20 protein-coding genes and 1 pseudogene are annotated in these 20,640 nt (G+C 69.7%); 9 read left to right on the top strand and 12 right to left on the bottom strand.

Translation table 11 applies throughout. From position 1 onward, the window contains the following. Nucleotides 1-3: 3 nt before the first annotated feature. The 5 genes from ACLQ25_RS12055 to ACLQ25_RS12075 all read right to left on the bottom strand — a co-directional run bounded on the left by ACLQ25_RS12055 (nucleotide 4) and on the right by ACLQ25_RS12075 (nucleotide 6,854). Nucleotides 4-1,275, bottom strand: coding sequence for a beta-ketoacyl-[acyl-carrier-protein] synthase family protein (locus ACLQ25_RS12055; protein WP_425730967.1), 1,272 nt, complete (start codon nucleotides 1,273-1,275; stop codon nucleotides 4-6). Then, nucleotides 1,272-1,700: a cupin domain-containing protein gene (locus ACLQ25_RS12060; RefSeq protein WP_425730968.1), complete on the bottom strand. Its 429-nt coding sequence runs from the start codon at nucleotides 1,698-1,700 to the stop codon at nucleotides 1,272-1,274. Before ACLQ25_RS12060 ends, ACLQ25_RS12055 begins: the two co-directional genes overlap by 4 nt. Continuing rightward, entirely contained in the window at nucleotides 1,697-2,068 is a 372-nt protein-coding gene (locus tag ACLQ25_RS12065; RefSeq protein ID WP_425730969.1) for a TcmI family type II polyketide cyclase, read from the bottom strand. The genes ACLQ25_RS12060 and ACLQ25_RS12065 overlap by 4 nt, the downstream gene beginning before the upstream one ends. Nucleotides 2,069-2,225: 157 nt before the next feature. Then, nucleotides 2,226-4,175 (bottom strand): BTAD domain-containing putative transcriptional regulator, encoded by a 1,950-nt coding sequence (locus ACLQ25_RS12070; protein WP_425730970.1) that lies wholly within the window; start codon nucleotides 4,173-4,175, stop codon nucleotides 2,226-2,228. Nucleotides 4,176-5,282: 1,107 nt separating this feature from the next. Further along, entirely contained in the window at nucleotides 5,283-6,854 is a 1,572-nt protein-coding gene (locus tag ACLQ25_RS12075) for a nucleotidyl transferase AbiEii/AbiGii toxin family protein (protein ID WP_425730971.1), read from the bottom strand. A gap of 100 nt (nucleotides 6,855-6,954) precedes the next feature. On the opposite strand from ACLQ25_RS12075, the gene ACLQ25_RS12080 reads away from it, so the two are divergent. Next, nucleotides 6,955-7,410 (top strand): hypothetical protein, encoded by a 456-nt coding sequence (locus tag ACLQ25_RS12080; RefSeq protein WP_425730972.1) that lies wholly within the window; start codon nucleotides 6,955-6,957, stop codon nucleotides 7,408-7,410. A gap of 374 nt (nucleotides 7,411-7,784) precedes the next feature. Here ACLQ25_RS12080 and ACLQ25_RS12085 read toward each other — a convergent pair whose 3' ends face one another. The 3 genes from ACLQ25_RS12085 to ACLQ25_RS12095 all read right to left on the bottom strand — a co-directional run bounded on the left by ACLQ25_RS12085 (nucleotide 7,785) and on the right by ACLQ25_RS12095 (nucleotide 10,151). Then, nucleotides 7,785-8,216, bottom strand: a complete 432-nt coding sequence (locus tag ACLQ25_RS12085) for a hypothetical protein (protein WP_425730973.1) — start codon at nucleotides 8,214-8,216, stop codon at nucleotides 7,785-7,787. Between the two features lie 151 nt (nucleotides 8,217-8,367). Then, nucleotides 8,368-9,465, bottom strand: a complete 1,098-nt coding sequence (locus tag ACLQ25_RS12090) for a tartrate dehydrogenase (protein ID WP_425730974.1) — start codon at nucleotides 9,463-9,465, stop codon at nucleotides 8,368-8,370. Then, nucleotides 9,462-10,151, bottom strand: a complete 690-nt coding sequence (locus ACLQ25_RS12095) for a GntR family transcriptional regulator (protein WP_425730975.1) — start codon at nucleotides 10,149-10,151, stop codon at nucleotides 9,462-9,464. Before ACLQ25_RS12095 ends, ACLQ25_RS12090 begins: the two co-directional genes overlap by 4 nt. A 98-nt stretch (nucleotides 10,152-10,249) precedes the next feature. Here ACLQ25_RS12095 and ACLQ25_RS12100 point away from each other — a divergent pair, with 98 nt between their 5' ends. Genes ACLQ25_RS12100 through ACLQ25_RS12120 form a run of 5 tightly spaced genes read left to right on the top strand, consistent with a single transcriptional unit; the run spans nucleotide 10,250 to nucleotide 15,842 of the window. Further along, complete coding sequence (locus ACLQ25_RS12100; protein WP_425730976.1) at nucleotides 10,250-11,509, top strand: MFS transporter; 1,260 nt, start codon at nucleotides 10,250-10,252, stop codon at nucleotides 11,507-11,509. Then, a complete protein-coding gene (locus ACLQ25_RS12105; RefSeq protein WP_425730977.1) occupies nucleotides 11,509-12,453 on the top strand; it encodes an NAD(P)-dependent oxidoreductase in 945 nt (314 codons plus the stop codon). Before ACLQ25_RS12100 ends, ACLQ25_RS12105 begins: the two co-directional genes overlap by 1 nt. Further along, the gene (locus ACLQ25_RS12110) at nucleotides 12,450-14,114 is read left to right on the top strand and encodes an FAD-binding dehydrogenase (RefSeq protein WP_425730978.1); all 1,665 of its coding nucleotides are present in this window, start codon (nucleotides 12,450-12,452) and stop codon (nucleotides 14,112-14,114) included. The genes ACLQ25_RS12105 and ACLQ25_RS12110 overlap by 4 nt, the downstream gene beginning before the upstream one ends. A 29-nt stretch (nucleotides 14,115-14,143) precedes the next feature. Next, on the top strand, nucleotides 14,144-15,517 hold the full coding sequence (locus tag ACLQ25_RS12115) for an acyclic terpene utilization AtuA family protein (RefSeq protein WP_425730979.1): 1,374 nt from the start codon (nucleotides 14,144-14,146) through the stop codon (nucleotides 15,515-15,517). Next, on the top strand, nucleotides 15,507-15,842 hold the full coding sequence (locus ACLQ25_RS12120; RefSeq protein ID WP_425730980.1) for a DUF4387 domain-containing protein: 336 nt from the start codon (nucleotides 15,507-15,509) through the stop codon (nucleotides 15,840-15,842). Before ACLQ25_RS12115 ends, ACLQ25_RS12120 begins: the two co-directional genes overlap by 11 nt. Nucleotides 15,843-15,878: 36 nt before the next feature. Here the strand turns inward: ACLQ25_RS12120 and ACLQ25_RS12125 are convergent, their stop codons facing one another. Beyond that, a complete protein-coding gene (locus tag ACLQ25_RS12125) occupies nucleotides 15,879-16,649 on the bottom strand; it encodes a helix-turn-helix transcriptional regulator (protein WP_425730995.1) in 771 nt (256 codons plus the stop codon). A gap of 117 nt (nucleotides 16,650-16,766) precedes the next feature. Beyond that, nucleotides 16,767-16,892, bottom strand: a pseudogene (locus ACLQ25_RS12130) (helix-turn-helix transcriptional regulator); the annotation flags it as partial. A 93-nt stretch (nucleotides 16,893-16,985) separates the two neighbouring features. Here ACLQ25_RS12130 and ACLQ25_RS12135 point away from each other — a divergent pair. Beyond that, nucleotides 16,986-17,384 (top strand): VOC family protein, encoded by a 399-nt coding sequence (locus tag ACLQ25_RS12135; RefSeq protein WP_425730981.1) that lies wholly within the window; start codon nucleotides 16,986-16,988, stop codon nucleotides 17,382-17,384. Between the two features lie 61 nt (nucleotides 17,385-17,445). Here ACLQ25_RS12135 and ACLQ25_RS12140 read toward each other — a convergent pair whose 3' ends face one another. After that, nucleotides 17,446-18,342, bottom strand: a complete 897-nt coding sequence (locus ACLQ25_RS12140) for an NAD-dependent epimerase/dehydratase family protein (protein ID WP_425730982.1) — start codon at nucleotides 18,340-18,342, stop codon at nucleotides 17,446-17,448. 162 nt (nucleotides 18,343-18,504) lie between these two features. Between ACLQ25_RS12140 and ACLQ25_RS12145 the strand changes: the two genes are divergently transcribed. Further along, nucleotides 18,505-19,077: a TetR/AcrR family transcriptional regulator gene (locus tag ACLQ25_RS12145; RefSeq protein ID WP_425730983.1), complete on the top strand. Its 573-nt coding sequence runs from the start codon at nucleotides 18,505-18,507 to the stop codon at nucleotides 19,075-19,077. Nucleotides 19,078-19,111: 34 nt separating this feature from the next. Here ACLQ25_RS12145 and ACLQ25_RS12150 read toward each other — a convergent pair whose 3' ends face one another. Beyond that, nucleotides 19,112-19,912, bottom strand: coding sequence for an SDR family NAD(P)-dependent oxidoreductase (locus ACLQ25_RS12150; RefSeq protein ID WP_425730984.1), 801 nt, complete (start codon nucleotides 19,910-19,912; stop codon nucleotides 19,112-19,114). Nucleotides 19,913-20,051: 139 nt separating this feature from the next. On the opposite strand from ACLQ25_RS12150, the gene ACLQ25_RS12155 reads away from it, so the two are divergent. Further along, nucleotides 20,052-20,597 (top strand): TetR/AcrR family transcriptional regulator, encoded by a 546-nt coding sequence (locus tag ACLQ25_RS12155; RefSeq protein WP_425730985.1) that lies wholly within the window; start codon nucleotides 20,052-20,054, stop codon nucleotides 20,595-20,597. Nucleotides 20,598-20,640 lie beyond the last annotated feature (43 nt).

Genomic DNA, 20,640 nt, shown 5'->3' on the forward strand with positions numbered 1-20,640 from the left:
CGGTCACCTCCTCGCCCGGGCGTCCGCCCGGCGCAGGACCATGGCGCTCTGGAAGCCGCCGAACCCGCTGCCGACCGTCAGCACGGCGTCCATGCGGTGGTCACGGGCATCGTTCGGGACGTAGTCGAGGTCGCACTCCGGGTCGGCGACCGCCAGGTTCGCGGTCGGCGGCACGACCTGGTGGTGCAGCGCCAGCGCGGACGCCGCCACCTCCAGCGAGCCGATCGCGCCGAGCGAGTGACCGATCATCGACTTGATGGAGCTGACCGGCACCTGGTACGCGCGGTGCCCGAGCGTCCGCTTGAACGCGGCCGTCTCGTGGCGGTCGTTCTGCTTGGTGCCGGAGCCGTGCGCGTTGACGTAGTCCACGGCGCCCGGGTCCAGCCGCGCCCGGTCCAGAGAGACACGGATCGCCTCCGCCATCTCCCGACCGTCGGGCTTGAGACCCGTCATGTGGTGGGCGTTGCTGCGGTTGGCGAACCCGGCCACCTCGGCGTAGATGCGCGCCCCGCGCCGACGCGCGGCCGACTCCTCCTCCAGGACGAGGACGGCCGCGCCCTCGCCGAGCACGAACCCGTCCCGACGCCCGTCGAACGGACGCGACGCGTGCGCCGGATCGTCGTTGTTGGGTGAGGTGGCCCTGATCGCGTCGAAGCAGGCCGAGGTGATCGGAGACAACGGCGCGTCGGTCGCGCCCGTGATGGCCAGGTCCGCAGCGCCCTCCTCGATGATCTGGACGGCGTGCCCGACCGCGTCCAGCCCGGAGGTGCACCCGGTCGACACGAGAGCCACCGGTCCCTCGGCGCCCACCTGCCAGGCCACCTCCGCGGCGATCGTGCTGGGGACCATGTACCCGTACAGGTGCGGCACACCGTAGGTGTGGTCGACCAGCCAGCGTCGCCCGCCGTCCGAGAGGACCCGGTACTCGTCCTCCAGGCTCATCGTGCAGCCGACGGCGCTGCCGATGCTGACCGTGATCCGGGCGGGATCGAGGCGGCCGACGTCGAGGCCGCTGTCCGCGACCGCCTCCCGCATCGACACCACCGCGAACTGGGCCGCGCGGTCCATGCGACGGACCTCCTGCGCGCTCAGCCCGGCGGCCACCGGGTCGAAGTCGCACTCCGCCGCGATCCGCGACCGGAAGCCGGCCGGGTCGAAGAGCGTGATGGTCCGGGTGGCGGTGCGGCCCGCGGCCAGCAGCTCCCACAGCGCCTCCCGACCGATACCGCCGGGGGCGACGGCACCGATGCCGGTGATCACGGCGCGCCGGCTCACCGCCCACCGCCGACGTCCGGGTCGGCGGCGTCCGCCGCCAGTGGAGCCTCGGTGTCGATGTGGCCCAGCTCCGGGCGGGGGGCCAGGGGTGACAGGTGGAACACCAGTCGCGCCCCGCACGTACCCACGTTGCGCAGCCGGTGCCGCACGCCGATCGGAACCAGCAGCGAGTCACCCGGTTCGAGGGAGACCGGCACGTCGTCCAGGGTGATGTCGAGCGTGCCATCGATGACGTGCAGGAACTCCTCGGAGTACGGGTGCTGGTGCTCGGTCACGTACTCGCCGGGCTGCAGCGTCAGCACCCCGCCGAAGCCGGAGGTGCAACCGACCGTGCGAGGGCTGAGCGTGACGCGGATGTCCCCGCCCCGCCGGACGTTGGCGCCGACCTCGGACGCGGCGACCTTCAGCCGCGTGGTGGCCGTCATGGGGCGGTCCGGCGGGCGGTCCCGGCCGGGGCGGTGAACCGCGGGCCCGTCTCCGGGGTCCAGGTGTAGAACGCCTCCGCCATCGCGTCCCGCGGCTCGCGCCACTGCGGGTCGTACGGCGAGATGAACGCGCCCAACTTGGTGTTGATGTCCTGGTAGAGCGGGTGACTGCGGGCCCGGTACAGGTTCGGGGTGATGTCCCCGTCCGCCTGGACCAGGTGGAAGTAGAGGTCATGGAATGCGAAGAGGGTCCGCCGCGACACACCCACCATCGCCGGCAGGTCGGTGCGGTCGGACTCGGCGAAGACGTTCGCGACCCCCTCTGCGTCGGCGACATGCATCTTCGCCACGATCAACGTCTGGTGCACGGTTCCTCCCGGCTTCGTCGGTGCGACCACCGTCGTCGCCGGGTCTCGAATCGTTCTCGAACCCGTCTCGAAGGTGGGTGGACGCGCCGTGCCCAACCCGCACGTCAGTGGCCCACCTGCCCGGGTGGGCGGGTGGGCCACTGTGACGTGCGGGCGGTCAGGCCGAGTGGGCGCTCAGCGGGGAGATTGGACGGCGGAAGTACCACGCCGCGGAGTGCGGCAGCGACGATTCCGACGAATCCTCGTCGTCCTCCGCGCCGATTATGGAGCGGAGCGCCAGCGCGTTCAGGCGGGGGACCGTGTACCGCGGTTCGACAGGCCGGCGAGCCGACGGAGGGTGTCCGCGGGGATGCGCCGACGGCACCTCCTCCAGCAGGTGCATGTCGACGAGGTTCTCGATCAGCACCTCGGCGTCCTGGACCCGGGCACCGAGCAGCGTCGCCAGCTCACTCGCCCCCCACCGCTGCCAGTGCTCGGTGACGATGATCCGCAACGCCCGCCGGTACGGCTCCGGCAGGCTCCGGTAGCCCACGTCGACGGTGCCGATCAGGTCGCTCGGCCCGGCGGTCAGGTCGAGGAGCATCGACTCGTCACGGCATACCCGGTCGAGCAGACGCGAGGCGGGCCAGCCGGGCCGGCTCGCGAGTCGGGCCGCCACCCCCCGTACGGCCAGGGGCAGCATGTCGCACATGCGGATCAGTGCCTTGACCGCCTCGCCCTCGTCCTCGACCCGCCACTCGCCGGCGATGTTGCCCAGCAAGGTCAGCGCCTCGTCCATCGTCATCGCGGGCAGCGAGATGTGGTGCGCGCCGGGCAGCCCGTAGTGCCGGTAACGGTTGGTGGAGACGACCGCGCACCCCGAACCGCCGGGCAGGAGCGGTTGCAGCCACTCCGAGTCGATGACGTCGTCGACGACCATCAGCACGCGACGGTCCGCGGTCCAGGTTCGGAAGGTCCGGCTGAGTTCGTCGACGCTGGTCGGCAGGTCGTCCCGCGGCAGCCCGCAGGAGCGCAGGCTCGCGGTCAGCACCTCGTCCAGCCGGATGTCGCCGGATGCGGAGCCGGACATGTCCACGTAGAACTGCCCATCGGGGAACCGGGCCCGGGCCTGGTGGGCAGCCTGGAGCGCGAACGTGCTCTTGCCGATGCCTGGCGGCCCGTGCACCTCGACGACGGGGGACGCACCCGTACGCGACTGCCCGCCGCGCAGTAGGTCGGCGACCTGTTTCAGACGTACGTCGCGGCCGACGAAGTCGGGGATGCCCGGTGGAAGCTGGGCCGGCGCCACCGACCGGCTGACCGAGGCGGTCACGCGTTGCCGGGGCAGCCCGATGAGTTGGGGGTCGTCGGCGAGGATGGCCTGATGCAGCCGTTGCACGGCGGCGGACGGTTCCAGCCCGAGTTCCTCGACGAGTTGCCGGCGGATTCGGCGGAACACGTCGAGTGCCTCCGGTCGCCGTCCACACCGGTGCAGCGCGAGCATGAGCTGACCGGCGAACCCTTCGTGGGTGGGGTAGTCGTGCATCGCGCCGCCGAGTTCGTCGACGACTCCGTGATGGTGGCCGAGTTGCAGCAGGGCACTGAACCGGCGCTCCAGCGCGGCCTTGCGCCGTTCCTCGAGCTGGGTGGTCCACACCGAGAGCCGGCGTCCTTGGGTAACGTCCACGAGCGCCGGTCCCCGCCAGGTGGCGAGGGCGTCCCCGAGCGTCTGAGCGGCCTTCTCCAGTTCTCCGCCGTCCATCTCGGCGCGCCCCTGGGTGACCAGTCGATCGAACCGGTGCACGTCGACCGCCTGTAGGTCGTCGAGCCGGAGCTCGTACCCGCCGACCCGGGTCATCAGAATCGGTTCGGTGGGCTGCTCCGGAGGAGGTTCGGTGCCCAGGTCGAGCCGGCGCCGCAACTGGTAGATGTAGGTCTGCATGGTGGTCAGCGCACTCGGCGGCGGCCGGTTCTCCCAGAGTTCCTCGAAGAGTTGATCGACGCTGACCAGCATGTTCGCGTTGAGGACGAGCGCGGCGAGCACCCGTCTGAGCTTCGGGGCCGACGGGGTGACGTCCACCCCGGACCGTTGCACCATCAACGGACCGAGCAGCTTGATCTCGATCATGCGCGCTCCCCCGATTTCCGCATGCCACTCACTTGTTCCCCCGGACAATCATCTGTCCGGCAAACTAATCGATCAGCGAAGTCAGCGCCGTTCGCCAGATTAGCTAGGACAGGAGCGTCGCGACAAGACCTGGAACGTTGCTCGAATACCACTGGAAGAGCGCGTACGGACCAGCGCCGCCGGGTTCCCGTCACATCAACGACGGCAAAGTGGGAAAGCGCCGAACGGGCCGCCTTTGCCTCCCGACATATCGTCCCAGCCCTGGCATTATGGGAAGGTCATCTGCTGCGTATCCCACCCAGAAAAGGGATAAACCGCGCGAATCTCCTCCCGACGGCACCCAGCCCGCGCACTTGTTTCGAAAATGTTAATCGTTTTGGACGCCTCGCACGCAGAACAGGCCGGCCGATCGGCAGGTCCACCCGATTGCCATTTATTGCCCCGAGAAAATTACCCGCTCGATCTCGATTAAACGGTTGGCCGATGACGACTCGATCGTCTGCCAGAAATGACGTCGACGCAACCGTGCCGACAACCGAAGAGCACCGCCGCAGGTCAATTCTCCGCCATTTCCCGACGACGCCGCCGACCGACGGGCGGCCCGCCGCCGGCTGCACGCCCGTCCACGTGGCCATGCTGATCAGGGAGAACATCGAGCTCGACCGCTTCCCGCGGCGGCTGGCGCATCGCGCGCGGAACTGGATACTTCCAGCACCCGCACCCGCACCCGCACCCGCACACTCACCCGCACACTCACCGAATGCAACTGTAGAATCACGGGGAGGCACACTCGGTGGTGTTCGATGTGCAATCAACCCGTTCCGCGAAGTTCCCGACTCCGGCTCGGATCTTCCGTTTCGGTCGTAGTGAACGTTCACATCAGACCCCGCGTGGGCGGACGCACGCGGTTCGCGGCGGTTCGGCCCGCGCCCCGTCCGGCCGGACCGGCAGCACGCCGGCACTCCGGCCGGGCATGGCGCGCGTCACCGCCCGGCGGACGACGGGGTGGCCATACCAGCCGCGCACCTCGCCATGGGGAGCCGGACGACCGCGCGAAGGGGGTTCTCAACGGCCAGGAAGGCCGGTTCTACACGCCGGGCACGGTTGTCAGGTCCAGGCGCGATCGAGGGCCAGCGCCAGCCGCCTGGTCCACTGATCGGCGGTGCCCGTGATTCCGGGACACTCGTCGGTGAAGTTGGTCCAGTCGACCTGCCAAGACAAGGCGGTCTCGGCAGTGAAGTCGTCCGCTTCGGCACCGAGCTCGGGGCGCATGAGCTGGCGGACGAGGGCTCGGTCGACGGTGGTGTGTTCGGCGAGTAGGACCGCGTCATAGAGGTCCTTGCCCTGCGGGTACCCGTCGGTGGCCAGCCACAGCAGCTTCCACGCCAGCGCCAGCGAGGCGGGCGCGGCGAGTACCGGCTCGTCGATGTCCGGCAGTATCAGCGCCTCTGGTGGGAGGGGAAGCTTCTCACCGAAGACGACGTCGACCTGTACGTGGCCGTCCGGCGCCCCCGGTGTGTGGAACGGGATCACGAGGCGGCGTCCGTCGGCTCGTTCGTACGTCCAGATGGCGGCCTCGGTTATCCGGTCCGGTTGCAGGCCGGCGCCGGGCGCGGTTCGCACGGCGGTCTTGATGTCATCGAGCAGCGTGCGAGCGTCGGTGCTGTCGCTGGCGATGGTGTGCGGGGTGACGACGAAGTCGAGGTCGCCCGGCTCGCGGGCGGCGTCGCCGACCCAGGTCGCCATGGTGACGCTGCCACGCAGGACCAGGTGCCGAACCCAGGTTGTGGTGGCGATGGCCGCCAGGACGTGATTCATGGCGGCACGCCGGGCGGTGGTCCACAGTTGGCCGGTGGCCTCCACGACGAAGTCGGGCTCTCCGGCGTGGTAGGCGTTCGGGTACTGCCGGAGAGCAGGGTCGAACGCCGCCTTCTGACGCACGGTCGGGCTGATGGGCAGCGGCCGGTAGGTCGGGGGGTAGTCGGGTGAACCAGCCGGCGCCGACCTCATCCTGTTCTCACGCTCCCGCGCCCAACCGCCCGCCCTCGGCGCGGGCGAGTCCAGCCAACCGTGGTCGTGGTGCAGGTCGCTGTCGGAGACGACGTACTCCTGCTCCACGGCCATAGGCTCGTGGCCGGCGGCCCGGAGGGTCGCGACCAGCTCGTCCAGCCGCCGCCCGGCCGTGGCGAGCCCGACACCGTGACATCGCTGGTTGACGAACCGTTCCTGCGCGCCGTCCACCAGCTCCCGGCGGGCGTTACGGGACAACCGTGCCCCGTGCGGGGCGACCAGGTCGGTGAGCGCCATCAGATCCGCCACCGCCGTACTGGGGAGCAGCAGTTTGACGTGGTGCTCGAAGTACCGGTCAGCGGGTTCGACTGCCGCCTGCTCATCCGACTGCGGTACGCCGACGCACCACGGCGCCGCCTCGATCTTCGAACGGCACGGGTGGATCCCTGCCTCGCGCAGTTCGCGTCGCCAGTGCCGCACCGCGGCAACCTGCTCGGTCAGGGTGCCTCGGCCGGTCAGGGTGAGCATCGGTTGAGAGACGTTGGCGCCACGATCGAGCACGATATGGACGAACTTCAGCCCATGTTGGGCGGCGAACGCCGACAGCTTCTCGGCGTGATGAGCGTAAGCCGTGATGTGGATCTCGAAGTCCCCCGACACCGCAAGCACCGGCGGAGTCTATGGCACGGCCATCAGGCCGGGAAACGCGATTCCCGCGCAGCATGGGTGGGGCGTCGAGGATTTCTCGCATCCCCTACCGTCCCTACCTATGACCCACCCGTACCAGATGCCCCAACCGCCGAAGCGGCGGACGTTGCGAACCGTGTTGATCGTCGTTGGCGTGGTCGTCGTGCTGTGCTGCGGTGGCGCCGGCATCGGCGGCTTCTTCCTGTACAAGGAAGTCAAGGGGGCAACGGATCCGGCGCGGCAGGCTGCCGAGTCGTTCGTCAGCGACCTGGAGGCGGACGATGCGGACGCGGCGTACGGCTTGTTGTGCGGCGACACGCGCGTCAGGTACACGAGAGAGGCCTTCGTCCAGGGCGTCGCCAAGCAGCCGAAGATCCGCGGCCATAAGGTCAACGGCGTCAACGTGTCGAGCGTCAACGGCCGCACGTCCGCGACGGTGAACATGGCCCTGACACTGGACAGCGGCTTCACCGACCGGCACCTCTTCACGTTGGTGAAGGAGGATGGCGCCTGGAAGGTGTGCGGCCAGCCATACTGAGCCCGCGCGGCCGTGAGTTCCGCGGTGAAATCCGTTGTGGCACACCGTGGGGTCGCCGAGCATGGGCGGTGTGAGCCGAAGCCTGCGTACAGATCCCCGGGCGCGCCAGGCGCTCCGTCGCGCTCCGGGGTTGGACCGGATCCGGATCCACGTACAAACGGCGCGACCGGGATTCGCGCATCCGGCAAGCCGACGTGACGTTCGTGAGGTGCTGGAGGTCGTCGGGCCCTTCGCCTGGTACGGGCTACGCGTCATCGAGTTGCGGCAGACCGAGGACTTCGACCTCCGATCGGTTCTGTACGGCAGGACCAGAACACCGGGCGAGATCCTTCTCTACGAACAACCGGTACACGAAGCGGCCCGGCTGCGGGACTTCATGCGATTTGACGTACTGCTGCACGAGTGTCGCCCGCGCAGTGGTACCGGTCGGATGACAGCGACACCGAGGATTGGCGTGATCCCGAGCCCCGGGCGGAAACGTCGATGCTCCAGACCTTCGTGCCGTTGGGCGCCGCGTCGTAGTAGGCGATCGTGTCGTTGCGGATCTGGTAGCGGGCGGTGATCTGGCCCGTCTCGGTCAGCGCGACGCGATGGCCGTCGACGCGCGGCGCCGACCAGGGCTGCGAGCACGGCTGCGATGGCGCCCCAACGGTTACCGCCGCCGGCCCCGCCCCCGCAACAGCATCAGAACCACCGACAACACGAGCATCGCACCGGACCCACACAGCACGGCGACGTACAACACCGGACCACCGAGGCTGCCGTCGCAGCTCCTGCCACATCCGTTTCGGGAACACGCCGCCCATCTCAGCAGAAGCCGCCTCTGCGCGTCCGCCCTCTTTGGCGGCGGCGTCACCGCCAACTCAAGGGACCTCTCAGGACCCGGCGACCGGCCAGCGCGGACGCCACCGGCCACTACGTTCAGCCAGTCGCGCGGGGCGACGACCCGCCGCCGCCTCAGGCGGTGCCGGACGGGCGTTCGCTGACCCTCTCGGCGATCGCCCGGCCCAGCTCCGCCGTCGTGCCGGTGCCGTGTAGGTCGGGGGTCAAGGGCGCCTGTCCGGGCCCGTACGCCAGGACGTCCTCGATCGCGCCGAGCAGGTGGGCGGCGGCCTCGGGGTGGCCGAGGTGCTCCAGCATCATCGAGCCGCACCAGATCTGGCCGATCGGGTTGGCGATGCCCTTGCCTGCGATGTCGGGTGCGGAGCCGTGCACGGGCTCGAACAGGCTCGGGTGCTCACCACCAGGGTTGATGTTGGCGCTCGGGGCGATGCCGAGGGTGCCGGTGCAGGCCGGGCCGAGGTCGGAGAGGATGTCGCCGAACAGGTTGCTGGCCACAACCACGTCGAACCACTCCGGGTGGAGCACGAACTGCGCCGCGAGCGCGTCGATGTGGAACTTGTCGAGGCGAACGTCGGGGAACCGCTCGCCCATCGCGGCCACCCGCTCGTCCCAGTACGGCATGGAGATGGAGATGCCGTTGCTCTTGGTGGCGGACGTCAGGTGCCGCTTGGGGCGACGGTTGGCCAGCTCGAAGGCGAAGCGCAGGACACGGTCGACGCCGACGCGCGTCATGATCGTCTCCTGTAGGACGGTTTCCCGGTCGGTGCCCTCGAAGATCCGCCCACCCACGCTGGAGTACTCGCCCTCGGTGTTCTCCCGCACGACGACGAAGTCGATGTCGCCCGGGAGCCGGCCGGCCAGGGGACTGCGGACGCCGGGCATGAGCCGACAGGGGCGCAGGTTCACGTACTGGTCGAAGACCCGCCGGAACTGCAGGAGGCTGCCCCAGAGCGAGACATGGTCGGGTACGACCTCCGGCCAGCCCACCGCGCCGAAGTAGATGGCGTCGTAGCCACGCAGCGTCTGTTCCCAGTCGGGCGGCAGCATTGCGCCGTGCCGCTGCCAGTAGTCGGCACTGGCGAAATCGAAGCTCTCGAAGTCGAGCGTCAGGCCGAAACGACGTGCCGTGGCGTCCAGCGCGTCGAGGCCGGCCGGGACGACCTCCTTGCCGATGCCGTCACCGGGAATGACGGCGATCCGGTGGGTGGTCACGGCGTCTCCCGAAGCGCTGCCAGGCCGCCCTGCGAGTCCTCCAGTGCGATGCGTTCGGCGGCGGCGGAGTCGCCCGCACGGAGCGCCCGGACCAGGGCCCGGTGGCTGCTGTATCGCTCCAGGCCGAACGTGTCGTCCTCCGCCACGCGTTGCAGAAGCAGCTCGCGGCGCTGCGGGCGGGAGAACACGCGGCTCTGCTCGAGCATCCGGATCAGCACCGGGTTGTGCGCGCAGGCGCTCACCGTGTCGTTGAACCGCTGCATGGTGTCGAGCAGCTCGGTGAGGTGCCGCTCGACCGGCCCGCCCTGCGCGGACCGCTCCTTGAGAAGGATCAGCAGGTCGTCGGCGCGGTCGAGAAGGGCGTCGAGCGCGTCGAGCTGCTCGGCGGTGGCGTGTCGGGCGGCGAAGCGGGCGACGAGGCCCCGCAGGCCGACCTCCACCTCCGCGAGGTCGTCGATGGCGGCGTCGCGGATGGCGGCGACCAGCACGGTACGCGGCCCGATCCGCTCGATCAGCCCGTCGAGCTCCAGCCGGCGCAGGGCCTCGCGGACCGGTGTCGGGCTGACCGCGAGCCGCTCGGCCATGCCCCGCTCGGTGACCTTCTCTCCCGGCGCGAGCTCGCCGGTGGCGATCGCGGTGCGAACGTGTCGGTACGCCTGATCGGCGAGCGTCCCGGCTGTCGTCATGACCGCACTCTAGCGCATGACACAGCAAATTTGTTTGCAACTGTTGACGAGTTTGCTACAGCAACTTACCGTGACCCGGGACACAAGGAGGTGGACGTGTGTCCAACCGGCGGATCACGTTCTTCATAGCCCTCGCGCTCTTCGCGCAGGAGTCGACCTGGAACTTCTATGACAATCAGGTGCCCGTGCTGCTGCGCGAGCACGTGGCGAGCGCGGCGCTCGTGGGCGCGCTGATGGGGATGGACAACCTGCTGGGGATCTTCATCCAGCCCTGGATCGGCAACCGGTCCGACAACACCCGGACCCGGTGGGGGCGGCGGATCCCGTACCTCGCGGTGGGCATGCCCCTGGCCGCGCTGGTCTTCGTACTCCTGCCGTGGACCACGTCGCTGGCCACGCTGGTCGTGGTGATGTTCTGTTACGCGCTGATCGCCAACACCACGCGACCGTTGGCGGAGTCGTTGGTGCCGGACTTCCTGCCCCCGCAACGGCGCGGCCGGGCGAACGCCGCCGTGAAGATCGCGACCGCACTGACCATCATCGTCGCGTCGCTGGTCAGCCTTCTCGTGGTGGACGACCATCTGAGGGCGGCCTTCGTCATCCCCTCGGTGATCATGCTGACCGCCACGTTCGTGCTGCTGGCCAACGTGCGCGACAGCCGGTCGGCGGCCTACCAGGCCGCGGTGGCCGAGGAGGCCTCCGCCGGTCCCGCCGCGGTCAGCCAACCGCTGCGGCAGATCGTCTCCGGCCTGTTCACCGACCAGGACCGCCGCCGGCTCCTGCTGCTGCTGACCGTCCTGCTCTTCGGCGGGGCATGGTTCGCCTCCCGGTCGTTGATCACCCCGTACGGCATGGAGGCGCTGGGCCTGAGCCGCGGCGACGCGGGCGGACTCACCCTGCCCAGCGGCATCGTTTACGTGGCCGCCGCCTATCCGGCCGCGCTGCTGGCCGAGCGCTTCGGACGGCTGCGGATCATCGCCCTCGGCATGACCGTCTTCGCCGTCGCGCTGGCGGCGGGCGCCGTCGTGCAGACCGCCACCGGTACGGTCGTGGCGTTCTGCGTGGCCTCGGCCGGCGCCGCCGCCTTCACGATCAACGCGGCGGTGGCGCTGTGGAACCTGGCGCCGTCCAGCCGGGTGTTCGGCGCCTACACCGGCCTGTACGCGGTCACCTGGTACCTGGGCGGCTTCGGCGGCCCCGCCCTGATCGGCGTGGTGATCGACCTGGTCGGCTGGGACGGGATGCTGCTCTACATCGCCGTGCTCGCCCTACTCGCCGTGCTCGTCGTCGTACGCCTCGAACGCCTGCAGCGTGTGCACCGCGCCAACCGGGCCGACACCCTCACGGGAAGCGAATGATGTCGACCATCCTCATCACCACTGACTACCTCGCCCCCGGTGATGAGGTGGACACCTACCTGACCGGGCTCGGCTTCACGACGCGGCACGACCCGATGCGCGGACCACGCCGGCCGGAGCAGCTGATCGCGGCCCTGGCCGGCGTCGAGGGGGCGCTGATCGCCAACGAGCCGATGACCGCGGAGGTGCTGCGCCAGGCATCGGACCTGCGCGCGGTCGTGCGTACCGGAGTCGGGTACGACTCCGTCGACGTGGCCGCCGCCGGCCGGCTCGGGATCAGCGTGAGCAACCTGCCCGGGATCAACGCCAACGCGGTGGCCGAGTACACCATGGGGTTGCTGCTCGCCCAGGCCCGGTGCCTGGTGCCGATGGCCGCGGGCGTGGCCGCCGGCGGCTGGCCCCGCACCGACGGCCACGAGCTGCGCGGCAAGACGCTCGGCCTGATCGGGCGGGGCGCGGTGGCCCAGCGGGTGGCGCCGCTGGCCGCCGTCTTCGGCATGACAGTGCTGTGCACGGGCAGCCTCCCCGCGCCGGTCACCCGGATCACGCTCGACGAGTTGCTGCGCGACGCCGACTTCGTGTCGGTCCACACCGCACTGACCCCGCTCACGCGCCACCTCATCGACAGCGCGGCGTTGGCCCGGATGAAGCCGGGCGCGCACCTGATCAACACCGCACGCGGGCCGCTCGTCGACGAGGCCGCCCTGGTCGAGGCGGTCCGGTCCGGCCGGCTGGCGGGCGCAGCCCTCGACGTGGTGGACGTGGAGCCGCTGCCCGCCGACAGCATCCTGCGCGGCGTGGCCGGCATCACTGTCTTCTCGCACATGGCCGGGCAGACTGCCGAGGCCCGGCTGGCCGCGGGGATGGAGGGTGCCAAGGAGCTCGTCGCCGCCCTCGACGGCCGGCCCGCCCACTCGCTCACCGAACCGAAGGAGCCGGCATGACCACCACAACAGCGGACGCGGACGTGATGGTGATCGGCGCGGGCCTCGCCGGACTGGTGGCCACCGCCGAACTCGTCGCCGCTGGCCGATCCGTCCTGCTGCTCGACCAGGAGCCCGAGCAGAGCCTCGGCGGCCAGGCGTTCTGGTCGTTCGGCGGGCTGTTTCTGGTCGACTCGCCCGAGCAGCGCCGGATGGGCATCCGCGACTCGACCGAACTCGCCTGGCAGGACTGGCAGGGCAGTGCCGGTTTCGACCGCCCCGAGGACGCCTGGCCACGGCGCTGGGCCGAGGCGTACGTCAACTTTGCCGCCGGTGAGAAACGCGCGTGGCTGCGGGGCCTCGGCGTCAAGATGTTCCCCATCGTCGGCTGGGCCGAACGCGGGGGCTACGACGCCACCGGGCACGGCAACTCGGTGCCCCGCTTCCACGTCACCTGGGGTACCGGACCGGGCCTGCTCGAACCCTTCATCGCGATCGTGCGGGAGGCGGCCGGACGCGGCCTCGTCCGGTTCGCCTTCCGGCACCGGGTCGACGCGCTGACCATCAGCGACGGCGCGGTGGTGGGTGCCACGGGCCGGGTCCTGGAGCCCAGCGAGGCCGCCCGCGGCGCCGCCAGCTCGCGGGAGGAGATCGGCGACTTCGCCTACACCGCGCAGGCCGTCATCGTCACCTCCGGCGGTATCGGCGGCAACCACGACCTGGTCCGCCGCAACTGGCCGGCACGGCTCGGTACGCCGCCCACCCACATGATCAGCGGCGTTCCCGCCCACGTGGACGGCCGCATGCTGACCATCACGCAGGACGCCGGCGGCGCCGTGATCAACCCGGATCGGATGTGGCACTACGTCGAGGGCATCCAGAACTGGGACCCGATCTGGGACAAGCACGGCATCCGGATCCTGCCCGGGCCGTCCTCCGTCTGGCTCGACGCGCGCGGACGACGGCTGCCGGTGCCGCTCTATCCCGGGTTCGACACCCTCGGCACGCTCGCCCACCTGCGCACCACCGGCCACGACCACAGCTGGTTCATCCTCACGCAGAAGATCATCGAGAAGGAGTTCGCGCTCTCCGGCTCCGAGCAGAACCCGGACCTGACCGGTCGCAGCGTCAAACAGGTACTCGGCCGCCTCCGTGCCGGCGCACCGGCGCCGGTGGAGGCATTCAAACAGAAGGGCGCCGACTTCGTCGTGGCCAACCGGCTGGACGAGCTGGTGAAGGGCATGAACGCGCTCACCGACGAGCCTCTGCTGGACCCGCTCGACATCCAGCGCACGATCGAGGCGCGCGACCGGGAGTTGGCCAACAGCTTCACCAAGGACATGCAGATTGCCGCCATCCGCAACTTCCGAAACTACCGGGGCGACCGGCTCATGCGAACCGCGGCGCCGCACCGACTCCTCGACCCGAAGGCCGGGCCGCTGATCGCCGTACGCCTGCACGTGCTCACCCGCAAGACGCTGGGCGGCCTGCACACCGACCTCGACGGTCGGGTGCTGGACGGCACCGGCCAGCCGGTGCCCGGGCTCTACGCCGCCGGCGAGGCCAGTGGGTTCGGCGGTGGTGGCATGCACGGCTACCGCGCGCTGGAAGGCACATTCCTGGGCGGCTGTCTCTTCTCCGGCCGCCAGGCCGGCCGCGCCGTGGCCGCCACCGTCGGATGACCGGCTCATACCCGCGAAATGAGGAAACCGTGACCCGCGACCGCGTACGCATTCTCGTGCCCTCGGGCATGCTCGGCTCGGGATTCCCGCCCGAGATCGTTGACCGTGGGCTGGAACTCGGTGCCGACGTCATCGCCGTGGACGGAGGGTCGACCGACTCCGGCCCGTACTATCTGGGCACCGGCACGGCCAAGACCACCGCGGCGGCCGTGGCCCGCGACCTGCGCCTGCTGCTCCGGGCGGCGGCGAAGGCGCGTATTCCGCTGATCGTCGGCTCGTGCGGTACCAGCGGCACCGACTCCGGTGTGGACTGGGTCGCCGGGATCGCCCACGGCATCCTGGCTGAGGAAGGGCTGGACCTGCGGGTCGCCACCATCTACAGCGAGCAGCGGGCCACCGACCTCAGGGGCCATCTCGACAAGGGCCGGATCCACCCGCTCCCGCCGGCCGGCGACCTCGACCCGGCGACGTTGGACAGCTGCCAGCACATCGTCGCGATGATGGGCCATGAGCCGATCGCTGAGGCGCTGGCGGGCGGAGCCGACGTGGTACTGGCCGGGCGTGCCACCGACACCGCCGTGGCCGCCGCCTTCCCGCTGATGGCCGGCATGCCGGCCGGCCCGACCTGGCACGCCGCCAAGATCATCGAGTGCGGCGCGCAGTGCACCACGAACCCGCGCTCCAGCGGGGTCTTCGCCACCATCGACGCCACCGGCTTCACCATCGAGCCGCTCGACCCGACCGTCGCCTGCACTCCCACCTCGGTCGCGGCGCACATGCTCTACGAGACCGCCGACCCGTTCTCGATGCGGGAACCGGCCGGCACGCTGATGGTCGCCGACGCCACCTACCGGGCCCTGGACGAGCGGCGGGTACGGGTGGAGGGTTCCCGGTTCGAGCCGGCCCCCTACACGAACAAGCTTGAGGGGGCCCGGATCACCGGGTACGAGACGATGTCGTTCACCGCCATCCGCGACCCGCACATCCTCGGCCAGATCACCACCTGGGCACAGCTGCTGCGCCAGGTCACCACGGATCGGGTCGCCCAGACGCTCGGGCTCAGCACCGACGACTACGCCTTCGACATTCGCCTGTACGGCTACGACGCCGTGCTGGAGGCAACGGACCCGGACACCCGGACACCGCGCGAGGTCGGCGTGATGCTCCTGGTCCGCGCCGTCGATCAGCAGACGGCCACCGCCGTCGCGAAGATCGCCAATCCGCTCATGCTGCACCTGCCCACGCCCGATATGGACTACCTGCCCAGCCTCGCTTTCCCCTACTCCCCCGCCGAGACCGAGCGCGGGGCAGCGTACGAGTTCGTCCTCAACCACGTCGTCGACGTGGACTCGCCCACCAGCCTCTTCCGCATCCACCTCCCGGAGGACAGCGTTGTCCGATAACGCCCACCCCCGCACCGTCGCCGGCCTCGCGCTGGAGGTTCGGTCGAAGAACGCCGGCCCGTTCTGGGTGACGATGGAGCTGTTCATGCGCGACACCGCCGGGTACGCCCTGGTAGCCGACCCGGGCTTCCTGGACGCGCCGCTGGTCGCCCGCCTCTACGGCGTACCGGCCGACGCCATCCGCATCTTCCGGATACCGGCGCTGAACGTCGTCAAGATTTCGTTCCCGCGCCCGGTGGCGCAGGGCAGCCTGCGCGACCGCGACATCCACGCCGGACAGCACCATGTGCCCCTGGCCATGCTCCCGCTGCCCGAGTCGCACTGAGACCAGTGCCGACCGGGTCAGCGGAAGCCTCCCGCTTCACGAGTCGCGGTCAGGTACCGGACGGACTCTGCGGGCGCTGGCCGTGAGCCGGTCGGCGAGCGCGGTGACGAGCCCGCGGAGTTCGTCCGGCCGCTCGATGACGAACGGCCGGTCGAGCGACGCGAGCACCGGGGGCAGCCAGTCGAGCCGCTCCGCCCGCAGTTCAACGCGCAGCCAACCCTCACTGTTGAGATCGGCGTCTGCCGGCGACGACAACTCCTCCACGATCGCGATGCTGGCGGGAAGCCGGGTACGGAGCTGCTCCACCGTCGCCTGGATCAGCAGGGTGACCTCATACCGGTACGGCGCCTTGGCGAGCGCCGAAAGAACGCGCTGCGCCGGATCGAGTCCGACCGGTGGCTCGAAGGAGCCAGGAAGGGTCCTCGCGTCAGTGATCCGATCAAGCCGCAACGTCCGGTCCTCAGCGATCTCAGGGTCCGCACCTGTGACGTACCACCGGCCCGAATGGGCGACGAGCCCGTACGGGTGCAGCGTCCGTGCACTGCGCCGGCCGTCGGCGGTGGTGTATCTGATCGACAACGGCTGGTGATGGCGCACCGCATCGGCGACAGCGAGTAAAACCCCCGTCTGCGGGGCGTGGGATTCGCCGGGCGGAGCCGTGAAGGCGAGGGCGTCGAGCACGGTGCCGAGTCGGCGGGCGAGGCGCTCGGGCAGTACACGGCGGATCTTGGCCGCTGCCGTCTCAACCGCCGTGTCGGACGTCGTCGCCAACCCTGTTCGGGGACCGGCGACCAGGCCGAGCAGCACGGCGAGAGCTTCGTCGTCGCTGAGCATGAGCGGCGGCATGCGGTACCCCGGACCGAGTCGGTACCCGCCGTGACGACCGCGTACCGACTCGACCGGCACGTCGAGGTCAATCAGGTGACCGACGTACCGCCGCACGGTGCGCCCGTCGACGCCCAGACGGTGGGCGAGTTCGGCCACCGTCCGGATGCCGCCTGACTGCAGGAGTTCCAACAGGGTAAGGACCTGAGCGGTAGGTCGAACCACCTGCCGAATTTACCGCGAATACTGGACCGATTCTGTCCGGTATTGGTTCTAGCGTGGCCATGCCACCTGGCTCCACCCAAGCTTGGAGATCACATGAACCTCGTCTCAGTCCGGATCATCACTGGTGATGTCGCACGCCTCGTCAACTTCTACGAACGGGTCACGGGAGTGCAGGCGGACTGGGCCACCGAGGACTTCGCTGAGCTGCGAACCACCTCCGGCACTCTCGCGATCGGCAGCACTCGCACCGTCTCACTGTTCGCGCCTGGGTCCGCTCAACCGGCGGACAACCGCAGCCTGATCATCGAGTTCCTCGTCGACGACGTGGACAGCGTGCACCAGAACCTGACCAGCGTCGTCGAAGACTTCGTCAACGAGCCCACCACACTGCCCTGGGGCAACCGGTCGCTGCTGTTCCGTGACCCCGACGGCAACCTCGTCAACTTGTTCACTCCGGTCACCCCGGCCGCCATCGAGAAATTCGCTCGCTGAGGCCTCGCCTCGCCTGCCACGCGCAGCACACCGACAACGGCTCGGCTGTCCAGGCTTGGGCTCAGGTGTTCGCGACCTGGTAGGAGCCAGAGCGCGCGTCCTCCGGCAGGGCGGGACCGCTGGTGCTCCAGCCGAACGTGTTGCGTGCTTTGTCGGAGGTGATTCGCGCCGAGGATCGGAGCAACGCGGCCATCGGCCCCATGGCGCTCTCCGCCTGTTCGGCGGTGATCGAGGTCGCGGTGGCTCCGGTCAGGTCCGCGATCGCCTCGGCGAGTTCGCGGAAGGTGAACTGTCGCGGTCCGGCCGCGTTGTAGGTGCCCGCTACCGGGCGCTCCAGGGCAGTCAGGTACAGGCGGGCGAGATCGTCCACATGCACCGGGGTCCACTCGTTGTTGCCGGCGTCGATGTAGGTGGCCGCGCCCGAGCGGGTGGCGGCGTCGATCAGACTGGTCAACAGCAGGGATCCGCCCCGGCCGTAGACCAGACCCGCGCGAATGATGATGCTGTTCAGGCCCGCCGCCTCGCGCACCAGTCGCTCGCCGACGAGCTTGAAGGGCTGCGGGCCCGGCTCCGGCAGTTCCGCGTCTTCGTCGCGGGAATGGTTGGGGTCGAGCCCGTAGACCAGGTTCGTGCTGGTGTAGAGGAACGGCTTGCCAGTGCCGGCCTTGCCCGCCCCACGGGTCAGCGCCTCCACGGCAGCGGCCTCTGCCCTGATCGCGTCCTGGCCACCGAAATAGTCCACTGCGGTGTGCACCACCGCATCGGCTTCCGCGGAAGCCTGCTCAAGGAGCGCGGTGTCGGTCAGGGTGCCGAGCAGAGGAGACGCACCCGCCTCGGCCGCCTTGGCTGCCGATTCCGGGGACCGGGTCAGCGCCACTACGTCGTGGCCGGCCGCGACGAAGTGTTCGACGAGCACCGAGCCCAGGTAGCCGGTGCCGCCGGTGATGAGGATCTGCATGTTCTCTCCAGAGCCGAGCGAGTGATGAAACGGATGGACCATCCGTTTGCCAACGGTAGCACGAACCGGATGGGTCATCCGTTTCACCGGTCTGAGCCGCCCGTTGGGGGCCACGGCTCCAGGTGGGGGCAAGCGGAGCTGTTATCCGCTTATGCTGGAGGAGTGACTGCCTCGCCGCCCCGTAAGGACGCAGTACGCAACCGCCAGCGGATCATCGAAGTTGGCCGGAAGCTGGTCGCGGACGGCACCCCGATTCAGCTGAACGAGGTGGCCCGCGCGGCCGGCGTCGGTGTCGCCACGGTGTACCGGCACTTCCCGACGCCTCAGGCACTGATCGAGGCGGTGTCGGTGGACGGACTTGAGACGCTGATCCAGGCCGCCGAACGGGCCGCGCAGCAGGATGACCCCTGGACGGCTTTCCGTGATCTCCTGGTCAGGGTCGTGGACGCGCAACTACTCGACGCCGCCCTGTCCTCGGTCCTGTCCACGCCCCCGGCCAGCCTGCCGGGCACCGCGGACCTGCTCGATCAGTTGTCCTCGCTGTTCAACACACTGTTCGTACGGGTCAGGGCCGCAGGGCTGCTGGCGCCCGGCATCACGCTCGCCGACATGACGCCACTGATGTGTGGAGTCGCTTTCTCGGCAAAGATGCATCCAGCCACCGACGCGCAACAGCAAGCCGCCGCCGGCCGCCACTACCTCGACATTGTGCTGAACGGGATACGGGCCCGCTGAGGGCCGCAGGGACCGAAACACAACCCGGTCGCCTCTACTCCGGCGGCCCCTGGTCGACGGAGAGACCGAGATACGTCCCACCGGAGGCGTCGATCACCTGGCCGGTCACCCATCGCCCCGCTGGGGAGGCAAGGAAGGCGACCACGTCCGCGACATCCGCCGGCTCGCCGACCCGACGGAGGGCCGAGAGCCCGGTGACGACCTCGCGGAGCGCCGGTTGGGCGTCGAACCAGGCCACGTTGTTCTCGGTGGCGGTGGTCCCGGGCATCACCGCGTTCACCGTGATACCCCGAGGGCCCAGTTCCTGTGCCAGCGTGACGCTGAACGTGTTGATCGCGCCCTTCGTCATGGCATACGCAAGAGTGCCGGGTATCGCGACGCGGGTGGCGACGGACGAGACATTGACGATCCGGCCACCGTCGCGAAGCAGGTCCAGGCCACGCTGGACCACGAAGAACGGCGCTTTCACGTTGATCGCGAACAACTCGTCGAAGTCATTCGGCCGTGCGGTGGCCAGCGTCGGCGTGGCCCCGCCGATCGCCGCGTTGTTCACCAGAACGTCGATGCCGCGCGGCGCGCCGCGTTCGGCCAGCCCGGCCTCCACGCCAGCCCAGAGCCGATCGGCGTCACCCGCCACGCCGAGCTGCGCGCCCACCGCGAACGCGGCGCCACCCGCCTCGGTGATCTGCGCGACGGTCTCCTGCGCGGCTGACTCGCTCGTGCCGTAGTGCAGCACCACCAGCGACCCAGCGGCGGCGAGCCGCTTGGCAATCGCGCCGCCGATGCCCCGGCTCGCGCCGGTGACGAGGCTTGTCGCGCCGTCCATCGTTTCCATGATCTCCCCTTCGTGTCGCGTATCGAAGCAGGTCCCACGGTCCGACCCTCGTCGTGCGCCCGGCAACGGACTGAGGTGTCGCGGCGTACGGTTGTCGCACTTCCTCATCCGGAGAATCGTCCGCGCGTACGCTCGTTTGATGCGCTGGGACGCCGAGGAGAAGCGACGCCGAATCCTGGCCGCGGCACGGCGCGCATTCGCCGAGAAGGGCGAGGACGTCACGGTGGCTCGGATCGCCCGCAGCGCCGGTGTGTCCGTCGCCACCGTCTATCGGCGCTTCCCCACCCGGGACAGCCTCGTCACCGACGCTTACGGCGATCAGTGGAACGATTGCGCAGCCATGCACGCCGAAGCCCTCAGCGATCCGGACCCGGCGCGTGCGCTGCGGGAACTGATTCGCACGCTCTGCGCCTACCAGTTACAGGACAGAGGCTTCACCAGGGCCTACGTCGAGGCGGTGGTCACCGGACGCGGGCTCGACCACGAGCGGCAGGAGACCGAACGGGTCATCGCCCGGCTGCTGCAGCAGGCACAGGCGATGGGAACCGTCCGCGCCGACCTGACCGTCGCCGATTTCCGGCTGCTGATCGCCGCCCACCACGGCGTCGTCCTGGCCGGTGGGCCCGACGCCGCGACGGCTTCCCAGCGCTATCTCGCACTGATGCTGCGCACGCTTCAACCCTGAAATTCCGCAGCCCGAAGCAGAAACCGGGCGTAGGCGTCTTTCC

Origin of the sequence: Micromonospora sp. DT44 (genome assembly GCF_049841635.1) — a bacterium.
Taxonomy (GTDB): domain Bacteria; phylum Actinomycetota; class Actinomycetes; order Mycobacteriales; family Micromonosporaceae; genus Micromonospora.